Origin of the sequence: Pseudomonas brassicacearum subsp. neoaurantiaca, assembly GCF_013608025.1 — a bacterium.
GTDB lineage: Bacteria > Pseudomonadota > Gammaproteobacteria > Pseudomonadales > Pseudomonadaceae > Aquipseudomonas.
Map to the genome: position 1 here is coordinate 55,586 of NZ_VDLV01000003.1, position 18,017 is coordinate 73,602.

20 protein-coding genes are annotated in these 18,017 nt (G+C 51.7%); 9 read left to right on the forward strand and 11 right to left on the reverse strand.

The features are described 5' to 3' along the window. The first annotated feature begins 163 nt into the window (after positions 1-163). The 3 genes from FHK92_RS02235 to FHK92_RS02245 all read left to right on the forward strand — a co-directional run bounded on the left by FHK92_RS02235 (position 164) and on the right by FHK92_RS02245 (position 3,227). Positions 164-2,440 (forward strand): hypothetical protein, encoded by a 2,277-nt coding sequence (locus FHK92_RS02235; RefSeq protein ID WP_181286628.1) that lies wholly within the window; start codon positions 164-166, stop codon positions 2,438-2,440. 104 nt (positions 2,441-2,544) lie between these two features. Continuing rightward, complete coding sequence (locus FHK92_RS02240) at positions 2,545-2,754, forward strand: hypothetical protein (RefSeq protein ID WP_181286629.1); 210 nt, start codon at positions 2,545-2,547, stop codon at positions 2,752-2,754. Beyond that, a complete protein-coding gene (locus tag FHK92_RS02245) occupies positions 2,751-3,227 on the forward strand; it encodes a hypothetical protein (RefSeq protein ID WP_181286630.1) in 477 nt (158 codons plus the stop codon). The genes FHK92_RS02240 and FHK92_RS02245 overlap by 4 nt, the downstream gene beginning before the upstream one ends. A 374-nt stretch (positions 3,228-3,601) precedes the next feature. Here the strand turns inward: FHK92_RS02245 and FHK92_RS02250 are convergent, their stop codons facing one another. The 5 genes from FHK92_RS02250 to FHK92_RS02270 all read right to left on the reverse strand — a co-directional run bounded on the left by FHK92_RS02250 (position 3,602) and on the right by FHK92_RS02270 (position 7,679). Beyond that, positions 3,602-4,027, reverse strand: coding sequence for a hypothetical protein (locus FHK92_RS02250; protein WP_181286631.1), 426 nt, complete (start codon positions 4,025-4,027; stop codon positions 3,602-3,604). A gap of 15 nt (positions 4,028-4,042) precedes the next feature. Beyond that, a complete protein-coding gene (locus FHK92_RS02255; RefSeq protein ID WP_181286632.1) occupies positions 4,043-4,960 on the reverse strand; it encodes a hypothetical protein in 918 nt (305 codons plus the stop codon). Positions 4,961-6,323: 1,363 nt separating this feature from the next. Next, positions 6,324-6,707 (reverse strand): hypothetical protein, encoded by a 384-nt coding sequence (locus tag FHK92_RS02260; RefSeq protein ID WP_181286633.1) that lies wholly within the window; start codon positions 6,705-6,707, stop codon positions 6,324-6,326. A 90-nt stretch (positions 6,708-6,797) separates the two neighbouring features. After that, positions 6,798-7,244, reverse strand: coding sequence for a hypothetical protein (locus tag FHK92_RS02265; protein ID WP_181286634.1), 447 nt, complete (start codon positions 7,242-7,244; stop codon positions 6,798-6,800). Between the two features lie 42 nt (positions 7,245-7,286). Then, positions 7,287-7,679, reverse strand: coding sequence for a DUF6957 family protein (locus FHK92_RS02270; protein WP_181286635.1), 393 nt, complete (start codon positions 7,677-7,679; stop codon positions 7,287-7,289). A 226-nt stretch (positions 7,680-7,905) separates the two neighbouring features. Between FHK92_RS02270 and FHK92_RS02275 the strand changes: the two genes are divergently transcribed. Together FHK92_RS02275 and FHK92_RS02280 are read left to right on the forward strand one after the other, a co-directional pair. Continuing rightward, positions 7,906-8,397 (forward strand): transcriptional regulator, encoded by a 492-nt coding sequence (locus tag FHK92_RS02275; RefSeq protein WP_181286636.1) that lies wholly within the window; start codon positions 7,906-7,908, stop codon positions 8,395-8,397. Positions 8,398-8,752: 355 nt separating this feature from the next. Continuing rightward, positions 8,753-9,094: a GIY-YIG nuclease family protein gene (locus tag FHK92_RS02280; protein WP_258232549.1), complete on the forward strand. Its 342-nt coding sequence runs from the start codon at positions 8,753-8,755 to the stop codon at positions 9,092-9,094. Between the two features lie 189 nt (positions 9,095-9,283). On the opposite strand, the gene FHK92_RS02285 is transcribed toward FHK92_RS02280, so the two are convergent. The 3 genes from FHK92_RS02285 to FHK92_RS02295 all read right to left on the reverse strand — a co-directional run bounded on the left by FHK92_RS02285 (position 9,284) and on the right by FHK92_RS02295 (position 12,312). Next, entirely contained in the window at positions 9,284-10,744 is a 1,461-nt protein-coding gene (locus FHK92_RS02285; protein WP_181286637.1) for a Shedu immune nuclease family protein, read from the reverse strand. A 116-nt stretch (positions 10,745-10,860) separates the two neighbouring features. Beyond that, positions 10,861-11,847 carry a hypothetical protein gene (locus FHK92_RS02290; RefSeq protein WP_181286638.1) on the reverse strand — a complete coding sequence of 329 codons (987 nt, stop codon included), beginning with the start codon at positions 11,845-11,847 and terminating at the stop codon, positions 10,861-10,863. Between the two features lie 66 nt (positions 11,848-11,913). Beyond that, positions 11,914-12,312, reverse strand: a complete 399-nt coding sequence (locus FHK92_RS02295; protein ID WP_375154596.1) for a hypothetical protein — start codon at positions 12,310-12,312, stop codon at positions 11,914-11,916. Between the two features lie 465 nt (positions 12,313-12,777). Here FHK92_RS02295 and FHK92_RS02300 point away from each other — a divergent pair, with 465 nt between their 5' ends. The 3 genes from FHK92_RS02300 (at position 12,778) to FHK92_RS02310 (ending at position 14,210) form a co-directional block, all read left to right on the forward strand. After that, on the forward strand, positions 12,778-13,110 hold the full coding sequence (locus tag FHK92_RS02300; protein ID WP_181286639.1) for a hypothetical protein: 333 nt from the start codon (positions 12,778-12,780) through the stop codon (positions 13,108-13,110). A 436-nt stretch (positions 13,111-13,546) separates the two neighbouring features. Then, positions 13,547-13,723, forward strand: a complete 177-nt coding sequence (locus FHK92_RS02305; protein ID WP_164673168.1) for a hypothetical protein — start codon at positions 13,547-13,549, stop codon at positions 13,721-13,723. Beyond that, on the forward strand, positions 13,704-14,210 hold the full coding sequence (locus FHK92_RS02310; protein ID WP_181286640.1) for a hypothetical protein: 507 nt from the start codon (positions 13,704-13,706) through the stop codon (positions 14,208-14,210). Before FHK92_RS02305 ends, FHK92_RS02310 begins: the two co-directional genes overlap by 20 nt. Positions 14,211-14,429: 219 nt before the next feature. Here FHK92_RS02310 and FHK92_RS02315 read toward each other — a convergent pair whose 3' ends face one another. The 3 genes from FHK92_RS02315 to FHK92_RS02325 all read right to left on the reverse strand — a co-directional run bounded on the left by FHK92_RS02315 (position 14,430) and on the right by FHK92_RS02325 (position 16,976). After that, the gene (locus FHK92_RS02315; protein ID WP_181286641.1) at positions 14,430-15,236 is read right to left on the reverse strand and encodes a hypothetical protein; all 807 of its coding nucleotides are present in this window, start codon (positions 15,234-15,236) and stop codon (positions 14,430-14,432) included. A gap of 63 nt (positions 15,237-15,299) precedes the next feature. Beyond that, positions 15,300-16,697, reverse strand: a complete 1,398-nt coding sequence (locus tag FHK92_RS02320) for a hypothetical protein (protein WP_181286642.1) — start codon at positions 16,695-16,697, stop codon at positions 15,300-15,302. 18 nt (positions 16,698-16,715) lie between these two features. Continuing rightward, positions 16,716-16,976 (reverse strand): hypothetical protein, encoded by a 261-nt coding sequence (locus FHK92_RS02325; RefSeq protein ID WP_181286643.1) that lies wholly within the window; start codon positions 16,974-16,976, stop codon positions 16,716-16,718. Between the two features lie 783 nt (positions 16,977-17,759). On the opposite strand from FHK92_RS02325, the gene FHK92_RS02330 reads away from it, so the two are divergent. Beyond that, entirely contained in the window at positions 17,760-18,014 is a 255-nt protein-coding gene (locus FHK92_RS02330; protein ID WP_181286644.1) for a hypothetical protein, read from the forward strand. The last annotated feature ends 3 nt before the right edge of the window (positions 18,015-18,017 follow it).

Genomic DNA, 18,017 nt, shown 5'->3' on the forward strand with positions numbered 1-18,017 from the left:
GCAGTGCTGAGCAATGGCAAGATGCTATTGCATAGTTCTTAGGGCACCTCGTACCATCCTTGAGCGGGTAAGCCACTCGCTTCTTTCCGCTGGTGAAATCAATAATAAAAAGGAGCATTTGTGAAGGAACGACGCGCATTGAAGGCCTTTAGGAGCTGTCACCATGGCTAACCGACAGCTTTCTCCGGATATCGTCGCACTAATCCACCACGTGGAGTTGAACGAGTCTGGCTGGTGGAAAAAAGGTGTTAGCCAGATTGTAAAAGGCGTGCTTTGGAAGAATCATGGAGCAGCGCTGGGGTTGAATGCACTACATGACGCGATTCGTGCAGAGGCGCCCGGAGCCCTTGGATCTGATGACGAGCTCGAAAGGCAACTGAATAATCTCCGCGATCAGGGAACCGTTTCGATCTTACCAGGGCCAGCCTACAAGCTGACCGAGCGAGCTTTTAACGATCTTTCTGCTCAAGCTGCCACTGCACATGCGGAGCAGGATGCGTGCGAGGCGGACTTTATTGCGACCTGCCGGGAACATTGTCCAACCCTTGATTCCAACCTGGTATGGAAAGATTTCACTGAGGCGCTTTCGCGTGCGATCCGCATCAGCGGTGCCAACCTCTTCAAGCTATTGGTCGGTGGCAAGTTGCAGAATGATTTCGACTGGTTGAATAGCCTTTTCCACAAAGTGGATACCGACAACCGAGAGGGGCTGCGCAAAGTCTTGATGTTCTTCTTCAATCCGGGAAATCAAGTCTGTCGAAGCCAGATTCTCCGCTTCATGACGGCCTACTTTTTCGCGGAGGCAACCCGCCTCAACCCTGAAACCCTTGCTGCCATCAACCAGGCTCGTAAGGTGAAAACAATTAAGGTGGTATTGGACACCAATTTCCTTTTCTCCGTGCTCCAGCTTCACGACAACCCGGCTGACGCGGCAGCGTTATCACTCGTTGATTTGGCTCACAAGAGCAACGGGAAGCTGGATATAAAGCTTTACGTGTTGCCGAGCACTCTGGAAGAAGCCAAGCGCGTTCTAATCGCACAGCTGCATATTATTGACCGCATACGGGTCACTCAGGCGATGTCCCGAGTAGCCATGACTCAGCCGCTACCCAGCATCGCCAAAAAGTTCTTCAGCACCGCCGCCTCGACGGCAAATCTTTCTGCTGCCGATTTCTTTCGCCCTTACATTGATGAGCTTAGGTTCATCCTAGAGGAAAAAGGAATAAGCGTACTGGATGCACATCCAAGCATCTATCACACACGCCAGGATGTCATCGACGATGTTATGCACGAGGTTGAGAGGGAGACAAAAGAACTCCCGGAGAAACGTCGCAAAGGGTACGAGGCTCTGCTGCATGACGCCGTTCTGTGGCATGCCGTCAACGACCGACGCCTCCCTAATCATGAGTCGCCTTTCGAAACTGAGTATTGGGCAGTTTCCATAGACTGGCGTCTAATCGGCTTTGACCGAGCAAAACGCGCAGCCATCCGCTCGAAGCTGCCGGTGGTACTGCATCCAAGCAACTTGGTACAGCTCATCCAGTTTTGGGTGCCTCGCTCCCCAGAACTCGAGGAAAGTCTGGTTGACTCCTTGCGTCTGCCACTTTTTTTCCAATCGTTCGATCTTGAGGATGAAAGGGCGACGTTGAAGGTGCTGGAGTCAATGTCGAGATTCGAAAATGTTGGAGATCTCCCAGAATCCGCCATCCGCGTGGTGCTTACTAATCGGGCGCTTCGCGCGCGGATCAGCAATATTGAAACCTCCAATCAGGAAGTGTTCGAGTTAGTACATGATGAGCTGTTGAGCCACCACCGAAACGTTTCCCAGCAGCTTGAAGAGGCCAAGGCCGTACTGGATGAAAAGGAAAAGCACCTGCTTGAGGAGCGGGCGGCCCGTTCTGCCGTAGAAGGTCGACAGGACATCACCGCCAAGCAGATCGCTGATTTAGAGTCCGAGCGGAGGATTGCCGAGCAGAGGGCTCAAGATCTCGAGACTGCACAGGCTCAGTTGCAACAGCACCTGCAGGAAGCTAACGAGGCCACAAACGAGATCCAGGCTCATCGAGACCGTGCCGAAGCCGCTGAGAGATCACTCACACGTATCAAATATGTCGGGATTTTTCTCGTGCTTCCCACCCTACTAGGTCTGGGTATATATTTTTTGAGCAGTGCTTTAACACCCGAAATGCTGCCGGTGGTAACCACAGATACAAGGGTACTGTGCTTGCGTCTTTTCGCAGCCACTCTCCCTCTGACTTTAGCTTTCTGCTTTTCAGCGAAATACGTCGAGCCCAAGCCTCATCTGAGCTCTTGGAAGCTGAGCAAATTCTTGAGCTGGGTCGGTCGTAAGGTCATCGTTGCCCCAGCATTGATCGCTGGCGAAGGTATCTTCACGGGCGGGACATGGGATGGGATCAAGGCGCTGCTCGGTATCAACTGATACAGATCTAGAGCCCACCTCTCAGTGTGCCCTGCTTCCCTGTCCTGTCCCACCATCACCCTATTTGCTGCTGGTATGCTCGGCTTAAAACAGGAGTAAAAAAAGTGGCTAGCGAATACTCATTATCAGACATCTTGGAAAGGATGTATGAGAACCAACTCGCCCTTGAGGCAGCTCTGATGGAATTGACCCTCCACCTCGAGGCTCACGGTCATGAAGATGTGGGGGATAATGTCCGTGGCGCCCTGGAAACAATTGGCGAGAACGCCGGACATATTAAGCAAGGTCTAGCCCGCCTCAGCAAGCCAGTATGACCCAGCCGCTATTTGACTTTGATCTCAAACGCGTCTCACGCGAGCACTACATAACCGGGAAAGCTGCGATCAATTTTCCGCGCCCTCAAACCACCACTGGGGGGTGGCACTTCCTGTCGTACTTTGACCGCGAGGCTGGGGTCGTCAAGGTGTCGTTGGCGGGCATCCACTATCCTGATACCAGCAGTTTTTTTGTCGACGTAGGCATCATCGACATCACAGACCAACTGTCTCAGCGTGGTTGGCCTGCAGAGGGGCGAAAGCTGTACATGGCGGATCACTACAGAGCCGCAGCAGACATGAGTGTGAAATGGGCCCTTAGCTGCTCAGATCACTGCAGTGTCGAGATTGACGAGTGGTTTCCCTCCCAAGCAGAAAGACAGCGTTTGCTCGCGATGCTTGACATGGGTAAGCCCAAGCTTTTCGAGCTAGGTAAGCTGCAAAAAATGGAAACTTGGCTGCGCTCGCAATAGATTGATGACGCGAGGTTGGTCAGGACGACAGGCTGGACACCGCTTGCTGAGCGTGAGCGATGGATATGCATAAGAAATTTCAGTCATAGTCTGTCCCGCTCCTGATTCTTTTCGCTGCCTTATGGGCAATTGACTAAAAAGACACGCCTCAAGGTCAAGTTCAACCGAGCCACCTGAGCGCTTAGCATACGCCAGGCTCAGACGTTTCCATTTCTTCATCAGCATTCCGGCATGCCAGAGAATTTGTGGCATGCTCCCGAAACTGCACCAATTATGTACAGTAAGTCACTCTGGGATGTCCACGAATTGGCAATGATGACCAATGAAGCCCCCATCCATTACTAGGATTAAATTAGAAAGGGATATCACTGCTCTTAACCTTCAGCAAGATCATTCACATCCTCGTACAGTTCTTTTACGAGTGCCGGAATGACAGTCAGGCTGGTAATCTTAGGGTCAGGAACAGCCACTACAACACCAATAGCGACAAGATCGGCAACAATTTCGATGACCTTGCCAACTATAACTATATTGCTTATCGTTTTAGCAGCTGCTTCAACTGAACTTTCTAAATCCTCTACGGAAGAATGCAAGTCTACAGCCATCGCTCTAAAGGCCATTTTTTGAAACTCTTGGGCAATCTTGATCAGCGGCTTGCTTCCTTGATAGAGATCGGATAGCTCTGCTGGGGAAAGCGTAGTTGATGGATTTTGCAGCTCCTGATTTATAATGATGTATACGGCTAGATATTGATTGGCTAAGTTAAAGTGTTCTTTTGCAGTCAGTGTTTTGTTAGGCATGATGCATACCTCTCGTTAGTTTTTGAATGCAGCTTTGTATTCTTCACGAGTTTTTGATATTTCGTTTTTCGCCACTTTAAGCTCGCCCACCAATCGTTTGAACGAGTCGGTATTGAATGAGCTCAACTCCATTGCCATTTTGTGATGCATCTCACCTACCTTTCGCAAAGCTACGTCGTATGCAGCAATTGCTTCAGCTTTATTATCGTAGATTTCGACTACGGAACGTTTATCTTTTTCCCACTGATAGGCGCTAGTAAAATTCGCCGGTATTGGGTATTGACGGGTTGTTTCATCGTACCAGCTCAACACGCTATACTTCTCAGCGGATATAAACTTAGAAATGCTGCCTAGGGAGGTGGCCAATATGTTTGTCAGCTGTTGAACTGATCCATCATTTTCGACGATCAACTCTTTTAATTTATAGTGCCTATACCCATTTAATGGCAGCTTCACCAGTTTCAAGATAGAGCCGTAGGCTGCGTTAGCTTTTTTCTTCTCATCCGTGGCTAAAGGCAGAGCATCAAGATTAGTGACTAGCCCATCTACTTGCTTGGAAACATCCACCAAATCATCATCTGCCAGCGCACCCAGCTTGGTCATATAAGCGGCCAGTAAGGCATGAAGCGATTTCACTGCTTCAATTTGAGGCTTTGTGAGCGTTGAGTTGGGGCCAACTGGGCCTTCTGCCTTGATACCGTTTTTGGGTGGAAGCCGATTCAAAATTGCATCAAATCTCTTGGAGCGCTCCCCCCAGCCAACCCAATAATCAACAGCTTGCGGTGCTGCAGCCAGTGCGGCAGATTGGTTTGAAAAATCTCTCACTTCTTCAAGGTTGGCGCATCCGTGAAGAATTATCAGAGCGACCAGTGCACCACTCAGCTTAACAGTCAGCTTCCATGTTTTAATTCGTTGATCCAAAAATCTGCGCATAGCAGTATTCCTCTGATTGGGTTTTTGGATAACTAAGTTTCGGCACTCTCAAAATTGTTACAGTTACAGCTCAATGGCAGAATGTCACCATCGTCTCTCTCACGCGCAAACGAGCTCCAACAGCATGATAGACACCTATTTATAAGTTCTTGCACTGGCGCAGAAACAACAGTAGTGCCAGGCCATCAGTTCGTCCAGTCGATATGTGAAATATTTTTCATGTTTATTCAAGGTGCCGATCCGGCGGGTTTTTTGATGTTTTCTGCTACTTCGTTTCTGAAGATGGAACCTCCTAAAACGGCATAACACTTATCGCAATTTATCTTAATAAATCTTTTAAATTTCACCGGGCTGCTTGTTTTTTATTCGCTCCCTACCCACGAGCATACGTGCAGATGACTTCGTCTTTCTTCAAGGTTATAAGGAGTCTTTCAGTCGTGGCTGAGCAAGAAGTTCAGTGCTCGGTGACGCTCAGCGCAGGCGAGAGAGGCTACTTGTCCACCTCTGCATTCCGCCAGCTACTGCATGAGCCCCGTCTGTGTGCGATTAGGCTCTCGACGGCCTCGCTGGCTGATAAATATTCGCGCTTACGTGCGAGTAGAAATTCTTGGTCAAGCGTCGCCCTGTTGTCAGCGATGAAGCCGTGGAAGGCGGCAACAATATGCGGGCGCGGGCGTCCATCAGCTACCTCCGAACTCGCAGAGTCGGGTCGAGACCTATCTCGATGAGCCAGCTCTAGAAAATGTAACCAAAGCCCATGGGGGGCTGTAGTGCGATGCTCGTGTCGATAACGATATGACGGTATCCGCAGCAGCTCAGGAGCTTGGTTAATAACCGATACCCAGCGCCTGAAACGGAGAGTCACTCATGCCTATGACGGAACTGTGATGCAGTTTAGGTATAGATTGATAGGCTCTTCGAACTTGACTGGATATTCGTAGGCTAACTGTAACGCCAGAAAAACGAAGCGCTTGGCACCGAGAGTTGAGACTAGGCCCCCGATAGCTTTGAGCTCATGCAGGTTGTCCTGTGTCAAAGCTATCAAATTCCCACATTTTCTCCGGCAGATCAATACAACTGTTCATTGATTCGTTTCCCCCGGCAATGATCACCTGCTACTAGCCTGGTGACTCAGTGAGAGCATTCGAACGTAGGTACAACTTGTGAACGCATGCCTAATTACGAGCAACGTCAGAGATCGCCTGTTTCCTCTCTGGTCTCGAATTCACACCAAGCGCCCGGGTAAATTTTCCAGCAAGGCATTTCGATGACGAAGCCTCTTTCCAAGAGAAACCGAAGGAGCCCCTCATCAAATTATCTATTTCTCAGGAGGTTCCACCCATGACGAAAGTGAAAACGACTATTACTGCAGCACCCCTGGCGAGAAATGGTGGTGCTTCTTTGAAAGACGTAGAAATTCGCGCAGACTTGATCGCCCATTACCGCGCTGGAACGTGGCGAGCACATACCGGGAGTTAACGGTTGTCATAACCCAGAATCGCCCTTCACGCTCGACTTTCAACACGTCAGAAGTCCTGATCAGATGACCATCGCCAAGCCGACCGTACTGATCTTTTCGGTTGTGGCCAAAAACCACACCGATACCTGCGCGCGAGCGGATGGAAACTCCACAAAGGTAAGCGGTCACCGGTTCATCGAAGCCCTGGGCCTGGGCCTTTATAATCCGCGTGAGATCGAAATCTGTATGGCGTTTCCCGTGCAGATTTACATCAATTGGGTTCAACAAAATTGTGTTCCTTTCGCAGTCCCTATGGCGTTACCAGGAAGTCCTCACGGAACCATCTGTGTTGGTGTCGTGCAGAGCTCTTGGTAAATCTCAGGCTGTACGAATCATGTTCGCGTGATAGACCGGACGAAGGTTGCGCAGCACATCACAGTTGAAGCCAGGTCGGTGAGAACTGTGATATTTGGAGCCCGTCTCCACCTGCAATAAACACACCACGCATTCGTTCTCGTCTTCACCAAGCGTCACCTTGATCAGAGTCTCCATTCGCCAGCCTCCCGTTCCGTTCATATGGGCGGGAGTGACTACTTGTACCTCTGTGATGATCGTCTCAATGTCTTGGGAAATCAGCATCTGCTGCAGTCGAGGCTCACTGTCGATCATCAGAACAACCTCCGAGGTTCGCCCCTGATGCTTAGTCTGGACGGTGACGTGATACCAGTGAGTGCGAAGCACTTTCGAGATCTGATGCCATTGGTACTGTCCGGCACCGAACATGCCCGGCAGCCCGAGCATGTCGGAGTCGTGTGTTCTAAACATCGTGTGTCCTTAGCCTGGAAGGGGCTCCGATACGGAGCGCAGTTAGAAGAGGGAGAAAACGTCTTTCAGGCTCGCGGGTTGTTCATGACCTGGGCCAATCAAAACGTAAATCGTGTTTCTCGTTTCGAACACAACACCGTCGTGGAAATCGGTACACATGCTTGAACGAACCCAGTCGCCCCTTTCGAAACGGCCTTGGCTGTCCTCGGCCACGTTGTGAGCAAACAGGATCATCGGAAGCTGGCCCGCTGCATGAAATTTGAAGAGCTCGTCGCGGGTGACTTCGATGCGAAATATTGTCCAGTCACGAACCAGGCAGTAAGGCTTTTTAGGAAATCGTTCGACTGCTAAAGCTCGGGCTTCGGAAGTCCCCGTCAGACCCTCGAGGGGCGTTCTAGGCCCTTTCATAAAATCGGGCTCTTGGACGCTAGCCATAGGTTTCACCTCAATTAATAACCCGGAAATTGACAATTCAATCCCGCTTGTTGGCGCTCGCCCCTCGCAAAGAGTCTCTCCGCACGCCAGTTGCGTTGGCTTAGAGACGTTAATCGGATCACGGGAAGCCAGCCAGAATGCAGCAAATGCACCATAATACGGATGATAGCCCGTGTTATGGTGCGCCGCAATATGGCCTCATCCTCGATTTGCTTGGGGAAAATTCATGGAGGCCGCACAAGCCCTAGCTGTAGTAGTACGCGCACTGCGTAGGAGAAAGGGTCTTACGCAGGAAAACTTGATCACGATTGACCGTTCCTACTGGGGTCAGATAGAGCGTGGGGAGGTAAACATCACGATTGATATTCTCATTCGTCTCGCAGCGCTGCTGGAAGTCGAGCCGGCCTCATTGATTCTCATGGCGACGTCCCTGCAATCTAATGAGCCGTTCGGAGAGGGCCTCAAACGCATTTCCAAACAGCTGAACAGAATCAGAAAAGAAAGCGTCGATCAGGAGATGGAGTCACTGGCACGAGCCGGAAAGCTGCCGCCTGGTCGACCCGTCCGATCCGATGCGACACAAAAGGCGGCTGAAGCTGATCGCCTAAGCAGTGCCGGAGTACCGGTGTCCGAAATCGCAGAGAGGTTGGGGCTGTCGAGATCAACCGTCCGCAGATATCTGAAAACAACCACGTCCGAGCAAACTGATTCCGAATGATTTTTCAATGAACAGCTCCCTGCTGGAAATGTCACGGGAAGGACTGCTGTGGGGAACTGCGGTAGCTACATTGCGCTGGGCTCGCCGTGAGCCTAGCGACTCAGAGAATTAACTGCCGTCTTGAAACCCAATGCAACGGACATGTCCGTATGACGTGTCAGGCTAATGTCCCCGATACGGCACATTAATCATCATTTTTGGGCTCAATGGCCCTATTCGGGCACATTACGCTGAGCGAGTAATGTGACCAATACGACGATTGCCTCTGCTGCATACAGGGATACATCACCAGGGCAGACGACCTCTTTGCCTATACTTAAAGACAAGGACTCGCGGGCGTACGGAAGGAGCGGGAATGATCTATTTTTTCATTGAAGATAGTAATGAGAAGGTGAAGATAGGTCGGGCCAAGGACATCGAGCGCCGTAGAAAAGGCCTCCAAACCGGGAACCCGAGGAAGCTTTTACTTCTGGGGTGGGTTCGTACAGATGATGACGTGCGGCTAGAAAAAGAGATTCATCAGCAATTCTCTCATCTGCGTGGCACTGGTGAATGGTTCAGCCTGGATCCGGTGGATATTTTGCCCATCCTTGAGCACTTTGGCATCGATGGGTTTGTCGGTACGACCGAGGATTCCTTTGAGGTCACCAGCCATGACCGGGTTGGTGTGCCCGAGTACCTCGACGTATGGAGCTAGGGCAACCGGGAATGGCACGAGTGCTGCCCTTTCTGCGGAAGCTTTTGCGGTATGCGTTTCCAAAACGCCTCCGGCATGTATCACTGCCTCAACTGCGACACGCTGACAAGCTTTGATTTCCTAAGTCATCAGGAAGACGAGTGACGTCGTATAGGAAACGTCCCAACTACCGTTTCGGAGCTGAGCGTTTCAAAACGGCAGGTCTTCATCCCTGATTGGCTCTGGAGTCACTAAGGGCTTTGACGTCAGCGCTAGGTGAATACTCTCGAGTCGTGTCTGCAGCTCATCAAACGTAACCACCAAAACGTCTTTCAAGCTGTTTCGATATTGTTCAAAGGCTTCCTGCTTATCCTCATCTTCAGGAGTGCGCCCAATGATAACAATGGCCGCAACTGCATGGGCATGAACACGCTCTTTAAGGTCATGTGCAAGGCCGAAAATCTCGCGCTGAACATTGCCACGCTGACTGATGATCTGGCCAACCGAACCGCTGAGCTCGTAGGACGGAATATAGGTTTTACGGTACGACTTCCCAAGCAGGTCATGCTGTGGGTGTTTGATCTCGATCAGGGCGATATTGCCGGTGGCTTTTGCAGCCATGAGGAAGTCCGAATACTGACCACCTCGCCCACAGAAGTTTTTACCCCCTACGTAGGGTTGGTCGGCAATTTTCTTAACGGGATATCCAAAGGCCATGTCGAGTATGAATGGGTTTTCGCTGAGGAAGGTCTGCCATTTCGGTTCCGCAACGTTGCTTTCCATCATTTTTTTATAGACGCCAATAAGCTGGCCAAGGGTAACCAGTTCAATCTCTGCCTTCAGGCTGTAGAGAGTCTTTGGTGCGGATTTCACCAGGGTCGGGACGCTCTGTTGCGCCAGCTTGACTGCCTGCTGTTGATCTTTAGAGGAAAGAGTGGGCGTCGCCGACCCCAGTGCAACCAAGCTGGCAAGCAGATCCGGGGGCAGCTTTCGTGCTTGGGCTGGGTAAAGCTCCGGCGCTGCCTGATGCACCAAACTTGTGTAACAAACGAGTTTTTTGTCCGCAGCAGTCTCTCGCTGATGCCGCTGGGTCAATCGATCCAAGTTTTTCTTCAGATGCTCAAGACGATCAATGCCCAGGTAGAATTCGTTGCCTTTAATCTTCGCATCGTTGCTACCAGTTCCGCCGTGAAGGATGAGCGTGTCCACTCCCTCCAATTGACTCAGTGCGTTTGCTAGGTATCGGTATTCGTAATGAAAACCTAGGCCATAGCGCCAGTCCTTTGATAATCCTGCTGGTATGCCGCTAAGCAGCTCATCGACTTCGTACTGGTCGGTTGGATGTTTATAAGGCTGGTAAACGGGCCTGGCAATTATGATCGAAGTGACGGAGTCGTACTTGGGCTGGGCGTATTCAGGATGTTCAGACCGGGCATTGATGGGATAAAGCGTCAGGTACTCAGGATCCACCACCAAAATCAGATGCCAACCAGGCGCATCATCCGACAAAGAGATATCGCTGTAATAAACACGAGACGTTCCATAGACCTCGTCGCTAATCAATTCATACCCATCTTCTGATTCAACGGCCTTGAGCTCCTCCTCGGTTAGCATCACTACATCACTAAGATCAATTCGAAGAAAAGGGCCTCCATCGGTGCGCTGTTGCATGGCGTATTGGGAGGGGCGCATAGAAGGCGTTTGCTATCATCCGTTGTCGTAGGGCGTCGTTGTTGGTTCATTTGGAACTGGGATGTACCCCACGGCAGGTGAGTGCACATCCGCATCTAAAAGGGGATTGGATCGTCGAACTGGATAGGTGCTTTTGTCGGCACTTGCGGCGAAGTTAACGGCGACACCACGAAGAGGTTGACGATGTCCTCCCTGTCCATGAAGAGGATCTGACTCCGTTTGGACTGGTCGAGCTTGCCACCAATCCAGTTGCGTGCGGCCTTGGTGATTTCACCCCCGGCTACGATAAAGGCATGGTCGACCAGAACGCGCAGGCTGAGCTCTGAGTCGAAGATCTCGTGGCCTAGCATCATTAGCACCTGGTTATGGATCTCCGCAACATTGGCTTGTCCTCCCTTCGTCACTCCGGAAGAGTCGAGTTTTCCTTTCTTCACCTGGATGCCAAAGTAGATGACATGCTGGGTCGGCAGCGTGAACTTCATCCAGATGTCCTTCCCGTATTCCAAGGCTTTGTCTTGGTGCCCGGCAGATGTAATTCGTGTGAAACCGAGCTGCCTGAATAGAGGAAGCAGAAAATGCTCAATCAGATCATCTTCTGAGCACTGATCAAGGTACGAGATCAGTTGCTTTTTTTTCTCTATTTCTGCGGGAGAGAGAGGGCGGTGGGGGCTCGCGGATTCATTTCCTACCGCGCCGGTGCGGGAGTGGCGGAGATAGCACTGATCGTCATCTGCGAAAAATGCTTCAAAGCCCTCACGCTTGATCGCCCCGTTCAGCGCCTTGAGCGCATTCAGGCGAGGTGGCTTTACATTGAAGGCATCCTCACTATCGATCAGAAGACGAATCACACGGAGCATGGCATCTGGTGGCATCAGCGGATTTGAGCTTGGCAGATCCAGAATTTTCTGCAGAACATCCGCGACCCAGAATCTCCGTGTTGAGCCGTCGTGGACGAATTCCGTGTCGGCATCCCTGAAGAAACGAGTCAGGTTTGGGCCGGTAAGGTAGCGAAAGTAGCCTTCCGTGTTGTCACCACAGATCAACTCCGCGACTTGCTCCGTCGTGCGCGCTTTCCATTTCATCCTTCGCCTCACTTCTCAGCCCAATCCAGATTGTTGATCCGTGTTCCTAATCAGGATAACGTTCCCTCAGTTCACTGACGCAAACATGCCGGCAATAATCCTGGCGTCGTGCAACGCGTGGTGTGGTAGCTGTCCACCCTCGCTAGTCGAAGAAAGGGTCGTTGCATCAGTGGGGAAATTACGAACGATTCTGGGCCATCGTCCGTCCTCATAGACCTGGTCGAAAAAAAGCTCCCAATCGTACTGGGAGGCATCAGTGACAATCTCGACCTCATTTTTGAACGACGTCAGAAACTTGAGCAGAGACAACCTGGCTTCAGCTGTGGGTAGCGAGTAGCTCCCACCCCACAGCTGCGGAAGCACGATCTCGTTTACCAAATCACTGCAGTCTTCTTCTTGCCAAGTATCGAGCAATTCGACGTAGAATTCGCGCCCATCCCCAGCCACCAATGCGAGTGATATCAGCTTCGCAGCTGCCGAGAGCCGGGTAAACTCGCAATCAAGAAAAAGAGTCTCACTTTGTTAGAGCTCCTTAATGACTAGGGCTCGCCTAGATATGGCGCAGGAGGGTGAGCTATGGGAAATGGCCCTCAAGCATTTTGGTTCAGACGGGCTCCTCAAAGTAGTCATGGAGATGTGGAGTCAGGCCGCTCCTCCGCCCATACCAATCGTTGAATACCTGTCCACCAAACTGGTGAGCCAAGAAGTCCTGAATATACTGAAAATTGCCCAAGAGCGAGTAGGTGCTTTCGTTGCGGATCGAACACCGGTTCCGGGCACAGTGATGCTGTACGCCCGGCACGCCAGTGACCTAGCGGACGGGCTCATTACATTACTGCCGAAGGGGCAACTTTCGCGAGCCTGGAGGGGTTCTTGTCTTGAAATTGAGCTGGGCATTTGAAATCTCCTGCTGCTCCATTGAGACGTTTTATGAAAGCTGATTTAACTGAAGAAGAAATGCGCCGCGCTTTGTTCGGTACGGCTAAGCCCGAAGAGGTTCTTGCACCTCCAGCACCGGAACCTGTGGCAGAAGTCGTCATCACCAAGCCGATAGCTGCATCTGCAGCCAAGAAGAAGCCGGCGAAACCGTTCACGCCTAGGCTCAGGGTCACGCTTCGGGTTGGAAACGAATTCGAGGGGACGATGCACGAGCTGATCCATGAGGCCGACACGCTGAGTTCGTTGCTTGCTGAGCAAGATACCGTGAGGGCTGCCAGGCAGAAGTACAAGTACGTGGAAGTAGTATCGGTTAAGTCGATGTAAAAAACGCGGCTGGGCTAATGAGGTAGCTGTCCATGTGCCTACACAAAACGTGAGGCCTCTGCTGGGCTACGGTGTCGCGTCTCTGCTCAATCATCGACATCAGAGGCCAAGGAAAGCGGCTGAATCAGATGCGAGCCCTGATTTCGAACATTTCCGACATCCCTACCAACCTTGTACCAATGAAAGTCTGTTGCTGGTCGGCAATGTCCCACCGCTAATTCGCGCGCGCATGAGCCAGAGCTCTTGCGCGAAATTTAGCCTGTTGTGGTTGGCCGAAGCCAAGAAGTAGGTGAGATGTCCAAGCCAGCAAATAGCCGGCCAACCATGCGCCAGTGAGTCGCTCAAGAAATCCGATTTAATTGCGTCCGTTGATCAAATTTGATACGTTTGTGTGACAAGGGCCGGATTTTATTTTCCCTTCTAAGAGGTTAATGCTATGACCAACCGTACCGAGACACTGCGACCAGAGGTGAAAACCCTGGCAGAGCTGGGAAATGGTGTGGGCGGCATCAAAATTTGTCCCCAGGATCGGGCAGGCACTTTGGAAAAAATTCTAAAGGCGCTCGAGATTTCGAAGGAAAGAGCTCGCAATCATGCCCGAGTCGCCCATTGACAGCACCATCATTCGACGTGACATTACCGGCGTCGAACTTAGTCATCTTTTTTTCGAAATCAGCAACGAAATCGGCTATACCCACGACATCGCTGGCACTTACGTAACCCACCTGCAAGATTTGATGGATCTATGGGCGAATCAGGGTTTCGTAGAAATTTACACCCAAGACCATGATCGAGCTTGGGGACGTGTCAAAGACTCCAATTCCACTCCTGGGTCTACGCCATGGTACATGGGCCTTTACCATGCTCGAATTCAGCGCGGCGGTGAGAATGATCCTTTAGCTGTGGTCGTTTTTGAGCAGCAGGTTCAAGATGGCGTGGCTGGCCATACCGCCAGTATCCGCTTTATGCTTGATCACGACGACATGTTCGGCGTGGGCGGCGAGAAGTTCAATCCAAAGCGGATGCGAGAGATTCGGGTTCGGATCTACGAATTCATCAAAGAGGCCGGCCTACCGTCTCTGATCGACGAAGCCTCCTGACCTCGACTCCTGTCGGCCCTTGATACTCGGGGTAGTCACAGTTCGGCTCCCCTCCCTACCAAAATCATCGCCGTTCAAGATCACCTCCGGAGTTCTGAGCTTCGCATATGTAACCTTTGCGTTCTCATCAAGTTGTGAAAGCAGCGAGCGCCGGCACGAAGTGCTTCAGGGGCCTGCTTGGCCGGCCATGACTTAGGTGCACGGCTCCTCGTGCGAGGGTCACTTGGGAGCCACGTGATAGCGAACTGACGACTCCAAGAACTTTTTGTTCAGGTACTCCGGTGTTAGTTGACCGGCCCCTTGGAGTTGAGCGCGCAGTTTCTCGTCCATCAATACAAGATCAGGACTCACAGGGATAGCGAGAAAGCGTGCGGTGAACAGTGCTACGTTTGAGTCGGGAAGAATGAACTTCTCACCAGTCGTCGCGTAAGGCACCCACACTGTTTCTCTCAGCCGCTCTCTCCCCTGGATGAAAAACGATGTTAGAGCCATCGAGGCGACTTGGCGGGCGATTGCATGTGGGTTCCCAGCGCCTCTAAAAGAGCGGACTGTTTCATTAATCTGCCCTACCTCATCCTCCTCCAGCTCGACCTGAGATGGCATCCAGTGGGGCGACGTCAGGATGGAGTCGTAAAGTGGTCTTTCTTTGGCGGCAAGGTAAGCTCTTGCTGCCAGCATCACGAAATACTCTGTGATGAAGGGATGGCGGGCAATGCTCCCCTGCTTTCTCAAAGTCGTTATCTGCTGCTGATAATTATCTTCGTTCACTTTGATCATGCCTTGCTCGGCTGGCTGATCCCACAACCTGGCAACTACGAACGCATCCTTCGGGGCTCGGTAGACTGGGTCGCCACCCTGCTTGCGGTATATTTTGATGAGGTGTTCCCCTCCCAGCCATTCCTTCAGGTGTTGCTGGGGAATCACGTGCTGATTAATCGTGATGCGATTCGGATTCTTCAGGCGATTGCCATTTTCATCCAGCATTTCGCTGGGAGCTTCGTGAGGACAGTGGTCTTTCTGATACATATCAGGGCCCGGATAGGTTTTTGGGTTAACCGGCCAGCAGCTATGCCGCCCGCCGTGCCATGGTTACAACTCGCCGCGCTTCAACAGCAGTGGCGTAAGCACATCCCATACGCCGCGAGTGAGGCTCTTCCACTGCGCCAGTGAAAGGTTATGCAGATTCGAGCGTATGTAGTGCATATTTTGGCGCCGGCCATCCCCGTTGCACTGGGTGTGCGTCTCCAGCTTGTGAGGATTGAGCTCGTAGTGCTGATGGCTCCTGACCATCGTGTTCAGCTGTCGTTGTTGGTACATGATCCGAGTCAACGGCACCTGCTCGCCGCTCTTGATTTCGCGTCCATTGACGAGATCGAGATCTTTGACATCTGGCACTCTGAGGTCATGCTTTTCGGCAGTGCAGTAGCTCCAGGCGAGGTGTAGGGCGCATATATTGAGCAGAACCTCCTTTTTTTCTTCGTGCTCCACGAAGTCAAGTTTTTCCCATTGCAGAACCCAACCTGCTTGGGTGTAGAAGCGCTCAAGGTGTTGGGGCTTTAGCGCTCGCCACTCCGCCTCGCCTGGAAAGTCGTCCTGCGAGAACTGCTTTATCAGCCATTCCTTAAAAGCTTCCTTTTCGAGGTAAGCCGGAACAAGGCGGTTGCCCATCCGCTGAAGTCCACGGACAAGCCTGGAAAGGCTTTGGGTGGCTATCTGCTCCATGCGCTCGAATTCGAGAAGCTCCCAGTGCGAACGGTTCACCATGGTGGCCAGCATCAGTCTTGCAGCAAGCGAGTCCTTTTCAGGAGTTGCGGCGGACTCGAGCACACGCTGGACAGCGATGCTGGAAAGCTCAGTTGTACGTCGGTACGCTTTGGCGACGGCCTCCCCGATTTTATGTTCAGGTATGCTGTCCTGAGGTCTCACGAGCAGCTTGGCCCGGAAATTCCAAGCCAAATTCAGCCTATAGAAGGTCTCGTACAGCTGAAGATCTGGCATAGCGCAGAGTAAGGGGTCGCAGATTTGCAGCAGATCGCCATAGGTTGCTTTCTCTTCCTCACGCAGGTTCTTGTTAAGCTCAGTCAGGAAGCGGTGCTTGGCGTCTACCAACCTCTTAATTTGGTTCGCTGCGCCGCGAAGGTTCTGAGGAACGGCTTCCCCAGGATTCTTCTCTAGGGCGTTTAGCAGTACGGCACCCATCGGCGCAAGAAGGCTAGACTGGTATGTGTTTTCAGACTCCACGCCCTCCGGAGCGGCGAGCAGCAGTTGACTCGACCACTGCACGTATTCAGCGGACATGATCGTGCAGGTCACCATGTACCACTCAACCTCCGCGTTGTGAGTCGCTCGTTCGTTTTCAGTCATGCTGTTAACCCATGACTGGTAGGTCTCGTCGGTGAGCCCCAGAATTTCCTTAATGCTCTGGAGCGCTCGACCCTTACGGGCCAGCTCACCCTCGGCAAGTTTTTTGGCTGCTTTGTCGTTCATGATGGCTTCTTGAAATAGTTAAAAAGCAGGGGCTTGTTGCGTTTGTGCTTCGAGGATCGCTCGAGTGCGCTTACCCAGCTCTTGGCCGCCGAGAGTGTATTTATCTACTGTGATGGCTTGGAGCATGGCGTCGCGGAAGCAGGTGCTTGGTTTCACGTCCTGGATACTTTGGGCGAGAGCGTTAAGGTAGTCAGGCTCGGAGAAATTTTCGCGGGTTTGCTGCAGGTGGTATGAGTCTTTAGGGGCTGACCAGCCAGTGAAAGCGGATTTACGGATCATGGGAAAACTCAGGTTTTAGTGGTTGGGACTGCGAGGTAAGTCTCCAAGATCCACTACTCACCTTCGAGCAAGGAATCCGATTTAATTTTTTGGCGACTGGTGGAAGAGCCGTTTTCGCAACCCCTGCACAGTAAAGCGCCGTGATGATTCGCTAAGCGTAATGATCCCTAAATAGCACATTAGGGCTGTTTAGAGGCCGTAACGGGCAGATTAGGGGTACATAAGCCAAGCGACAAGAAGGGAGTTTGCAGCCCTGAAGAGCCAGCGAAAATGGCAGTTCGGAAGTTATTCAAGCAAAGAAATGACGCCATTGAATTGTCATCTTTAAGTGCGTCAACGCGTGGTTTCAGGCGATTAAAAGATCATCAGTAGGGATAGTGTTTCAGATTGTGTCAGGTCGGCGGGGGCGCAGGCCGCGATCTAGAAGGGCCTGGGCATCCATACAGGGTAGGAATGGATCCAACTTAAAATTTGCCCACACGTTATCCACAGCTTTGCCATCTTGCAATGTCAAAGTGACCACATTATCTTGTGGGTCATCTTGACATAAGCACTACATGTTGTGTTTTTTGGCGGGAGGCTGAGGTTTCAGTGAACACAGCGGGTATGCGTGCAAAGTTTGGTCGCCGCGCACACATACCCGCCTATCCCTGACCAATGCAGACACTGGTGGGACGCGCATTAGAGAAAAACCGACTTTGGATGTCAACCATTCAGCTCGGTTTTCCGCTCAAGGGGTTGCTCCTGCCTACTCAATTTTATTAGATACCGGAGCACCTAACCGTGCCTAAAAATACCAAAAAAACCTCGACCCCAGTGGCCAGCCTAGCCTCCAAAATCCTGCGTAGCGATAGCTCCTCGGTTATTCAGAAAGAATTGGCAGGGTCGGCTATGGCTCAGGCCTCCAGCGGTAAACAAACCGGTGCCGACATGGAGACCAAGGCCAGTCATGTCCTCGACAGCAACAAGTACAACGCCACCACCAAGACCCTCGCGGCCTCGGTACTCGCCCAATCGAACAAAGAGCGGGGTGAGTAAAAA

What these genes read in the sequence shown, in the direction of transcription:
- FHK92_RS02235 (WP_181286628.1), top strand. Translation starts at nt 164, where the DNA reads ATGGCTAACCGACAGCTTTCTCCGGATATCGTCGCACTAATCCACCAC.
- FHK92_RS02245 (WP_181286630.1), top strand. Translation starts at nt 2,751, where the DNA reads ATGACCCAGCCGCTATTTGACTTTGATCTCAAACGCGTCTCACGCGAG.
- FHK92_RS02250 (WP_181286631.1), bottom strand. Translation starts at nt 4,027, where the DNA reads ATGCCTAACAAAACACTGACTGCAAAAGAACACTTTAACTTAGCCAAT.
- FHK92_RS02255 (WP_181286632.1), bottom strand. Translation starts at nt 4,960, where the DNA reads ATGCGCAGATTTTTGGATCAACGAATTAAAACATGGAAGCTGACTGTT.
- FHK92_RS02265 (WP_181286634.1), bottom strand. Translation starts at nt 7,244, where the DNA reads ATGTTTAGAACACACGACTCCGACATGCTCGGGCTGCCGGGCATGTTC.
- FHK92_RS02270 (WP_181286635.1), bottom strand. Translation starts at nt 7,679, where the DNA reads ATGGCTAGCGTCCAAGAGCCCGATTTTATGAAAGGGCCTAGAACGCCC.
- FHK92_RS02275 (WP_181286636.1), top strand. Translation starts at nt 7,906, where the DNA reads ATGGAGGCCGCACAAGCCCTAGCTGTAGTAGTACGCGCACTGCGTAGG.
- FHK92_RS02280 (WP_258232549.1), top strand. Translation starts at nt 8,753, where the DNA reads ATGATCTATTTTTTCATTGAAGATAGTAATGAGAAGGTGAAGATAGGT.
- FHK92_RS02285 (WP_181286637.1), bottom strand. Translation starts at nt 10,744, where the DNA reads ATGCAACAGCGCACCGATGGAGGCCCTTTTCTTCGAATTGATCTTAGT.
- FHK92_RS02290 (WP_181286638.1), bottom strand. Translation starts at nt 11,847, where the DNA reads ATGAAATGGAAAGCGCGCACGACGGAGCAAGTCGCGGAGTTGATCTGT.
- FHK92_RS02300 (WP_181286639.1), top strand. Translation starts at nt 12,778, where the DNA reads ATGAAAGCTGATTTAACTGAAGAAGAAATGCGCCGCGCTTTGTTCGGT.
- FHK92_RS02305 (WP_164673168.1), top strand. Translation starts at nt 13,547, where the DNA reads ATGACCAACCGTACCGAGACACTGCGACCAGAGGTGAAAACCCTGGCA.
- FHK92_RS02310 (WP_181286640.1), top strand. Translation starts at nt 13,704, where the DNA reads ATGCCCGAGTCGCCCATTGACAGCACCATCATTCGACGTGACATTACC.
- FHK92_RS02315 (WP_181286641.1), bottom strand. Translation starts at nt 15,236, where the DNA reads ATGTATCAGAAAGACCACTGTCCTCACGAAGCTCCCAGCGAAATGCTG.
- FHK92_RS02320 (WP_181286642.1), bottom strand. Translation starts at nt 16,697, where the DNA reads ATGAACGACAAAGCAGCCAAAAAACTTGCCGAGGGTGAGCTGGCCCGT.
- FHK92_RS02325 (WP_181286643.1), bottom strand. Translation starts at nt 16,976, where the DNA reads ATGATCCGTAAATCCGCTTTCACTGGCTGGTCAGCCCCTAAAGACTCA.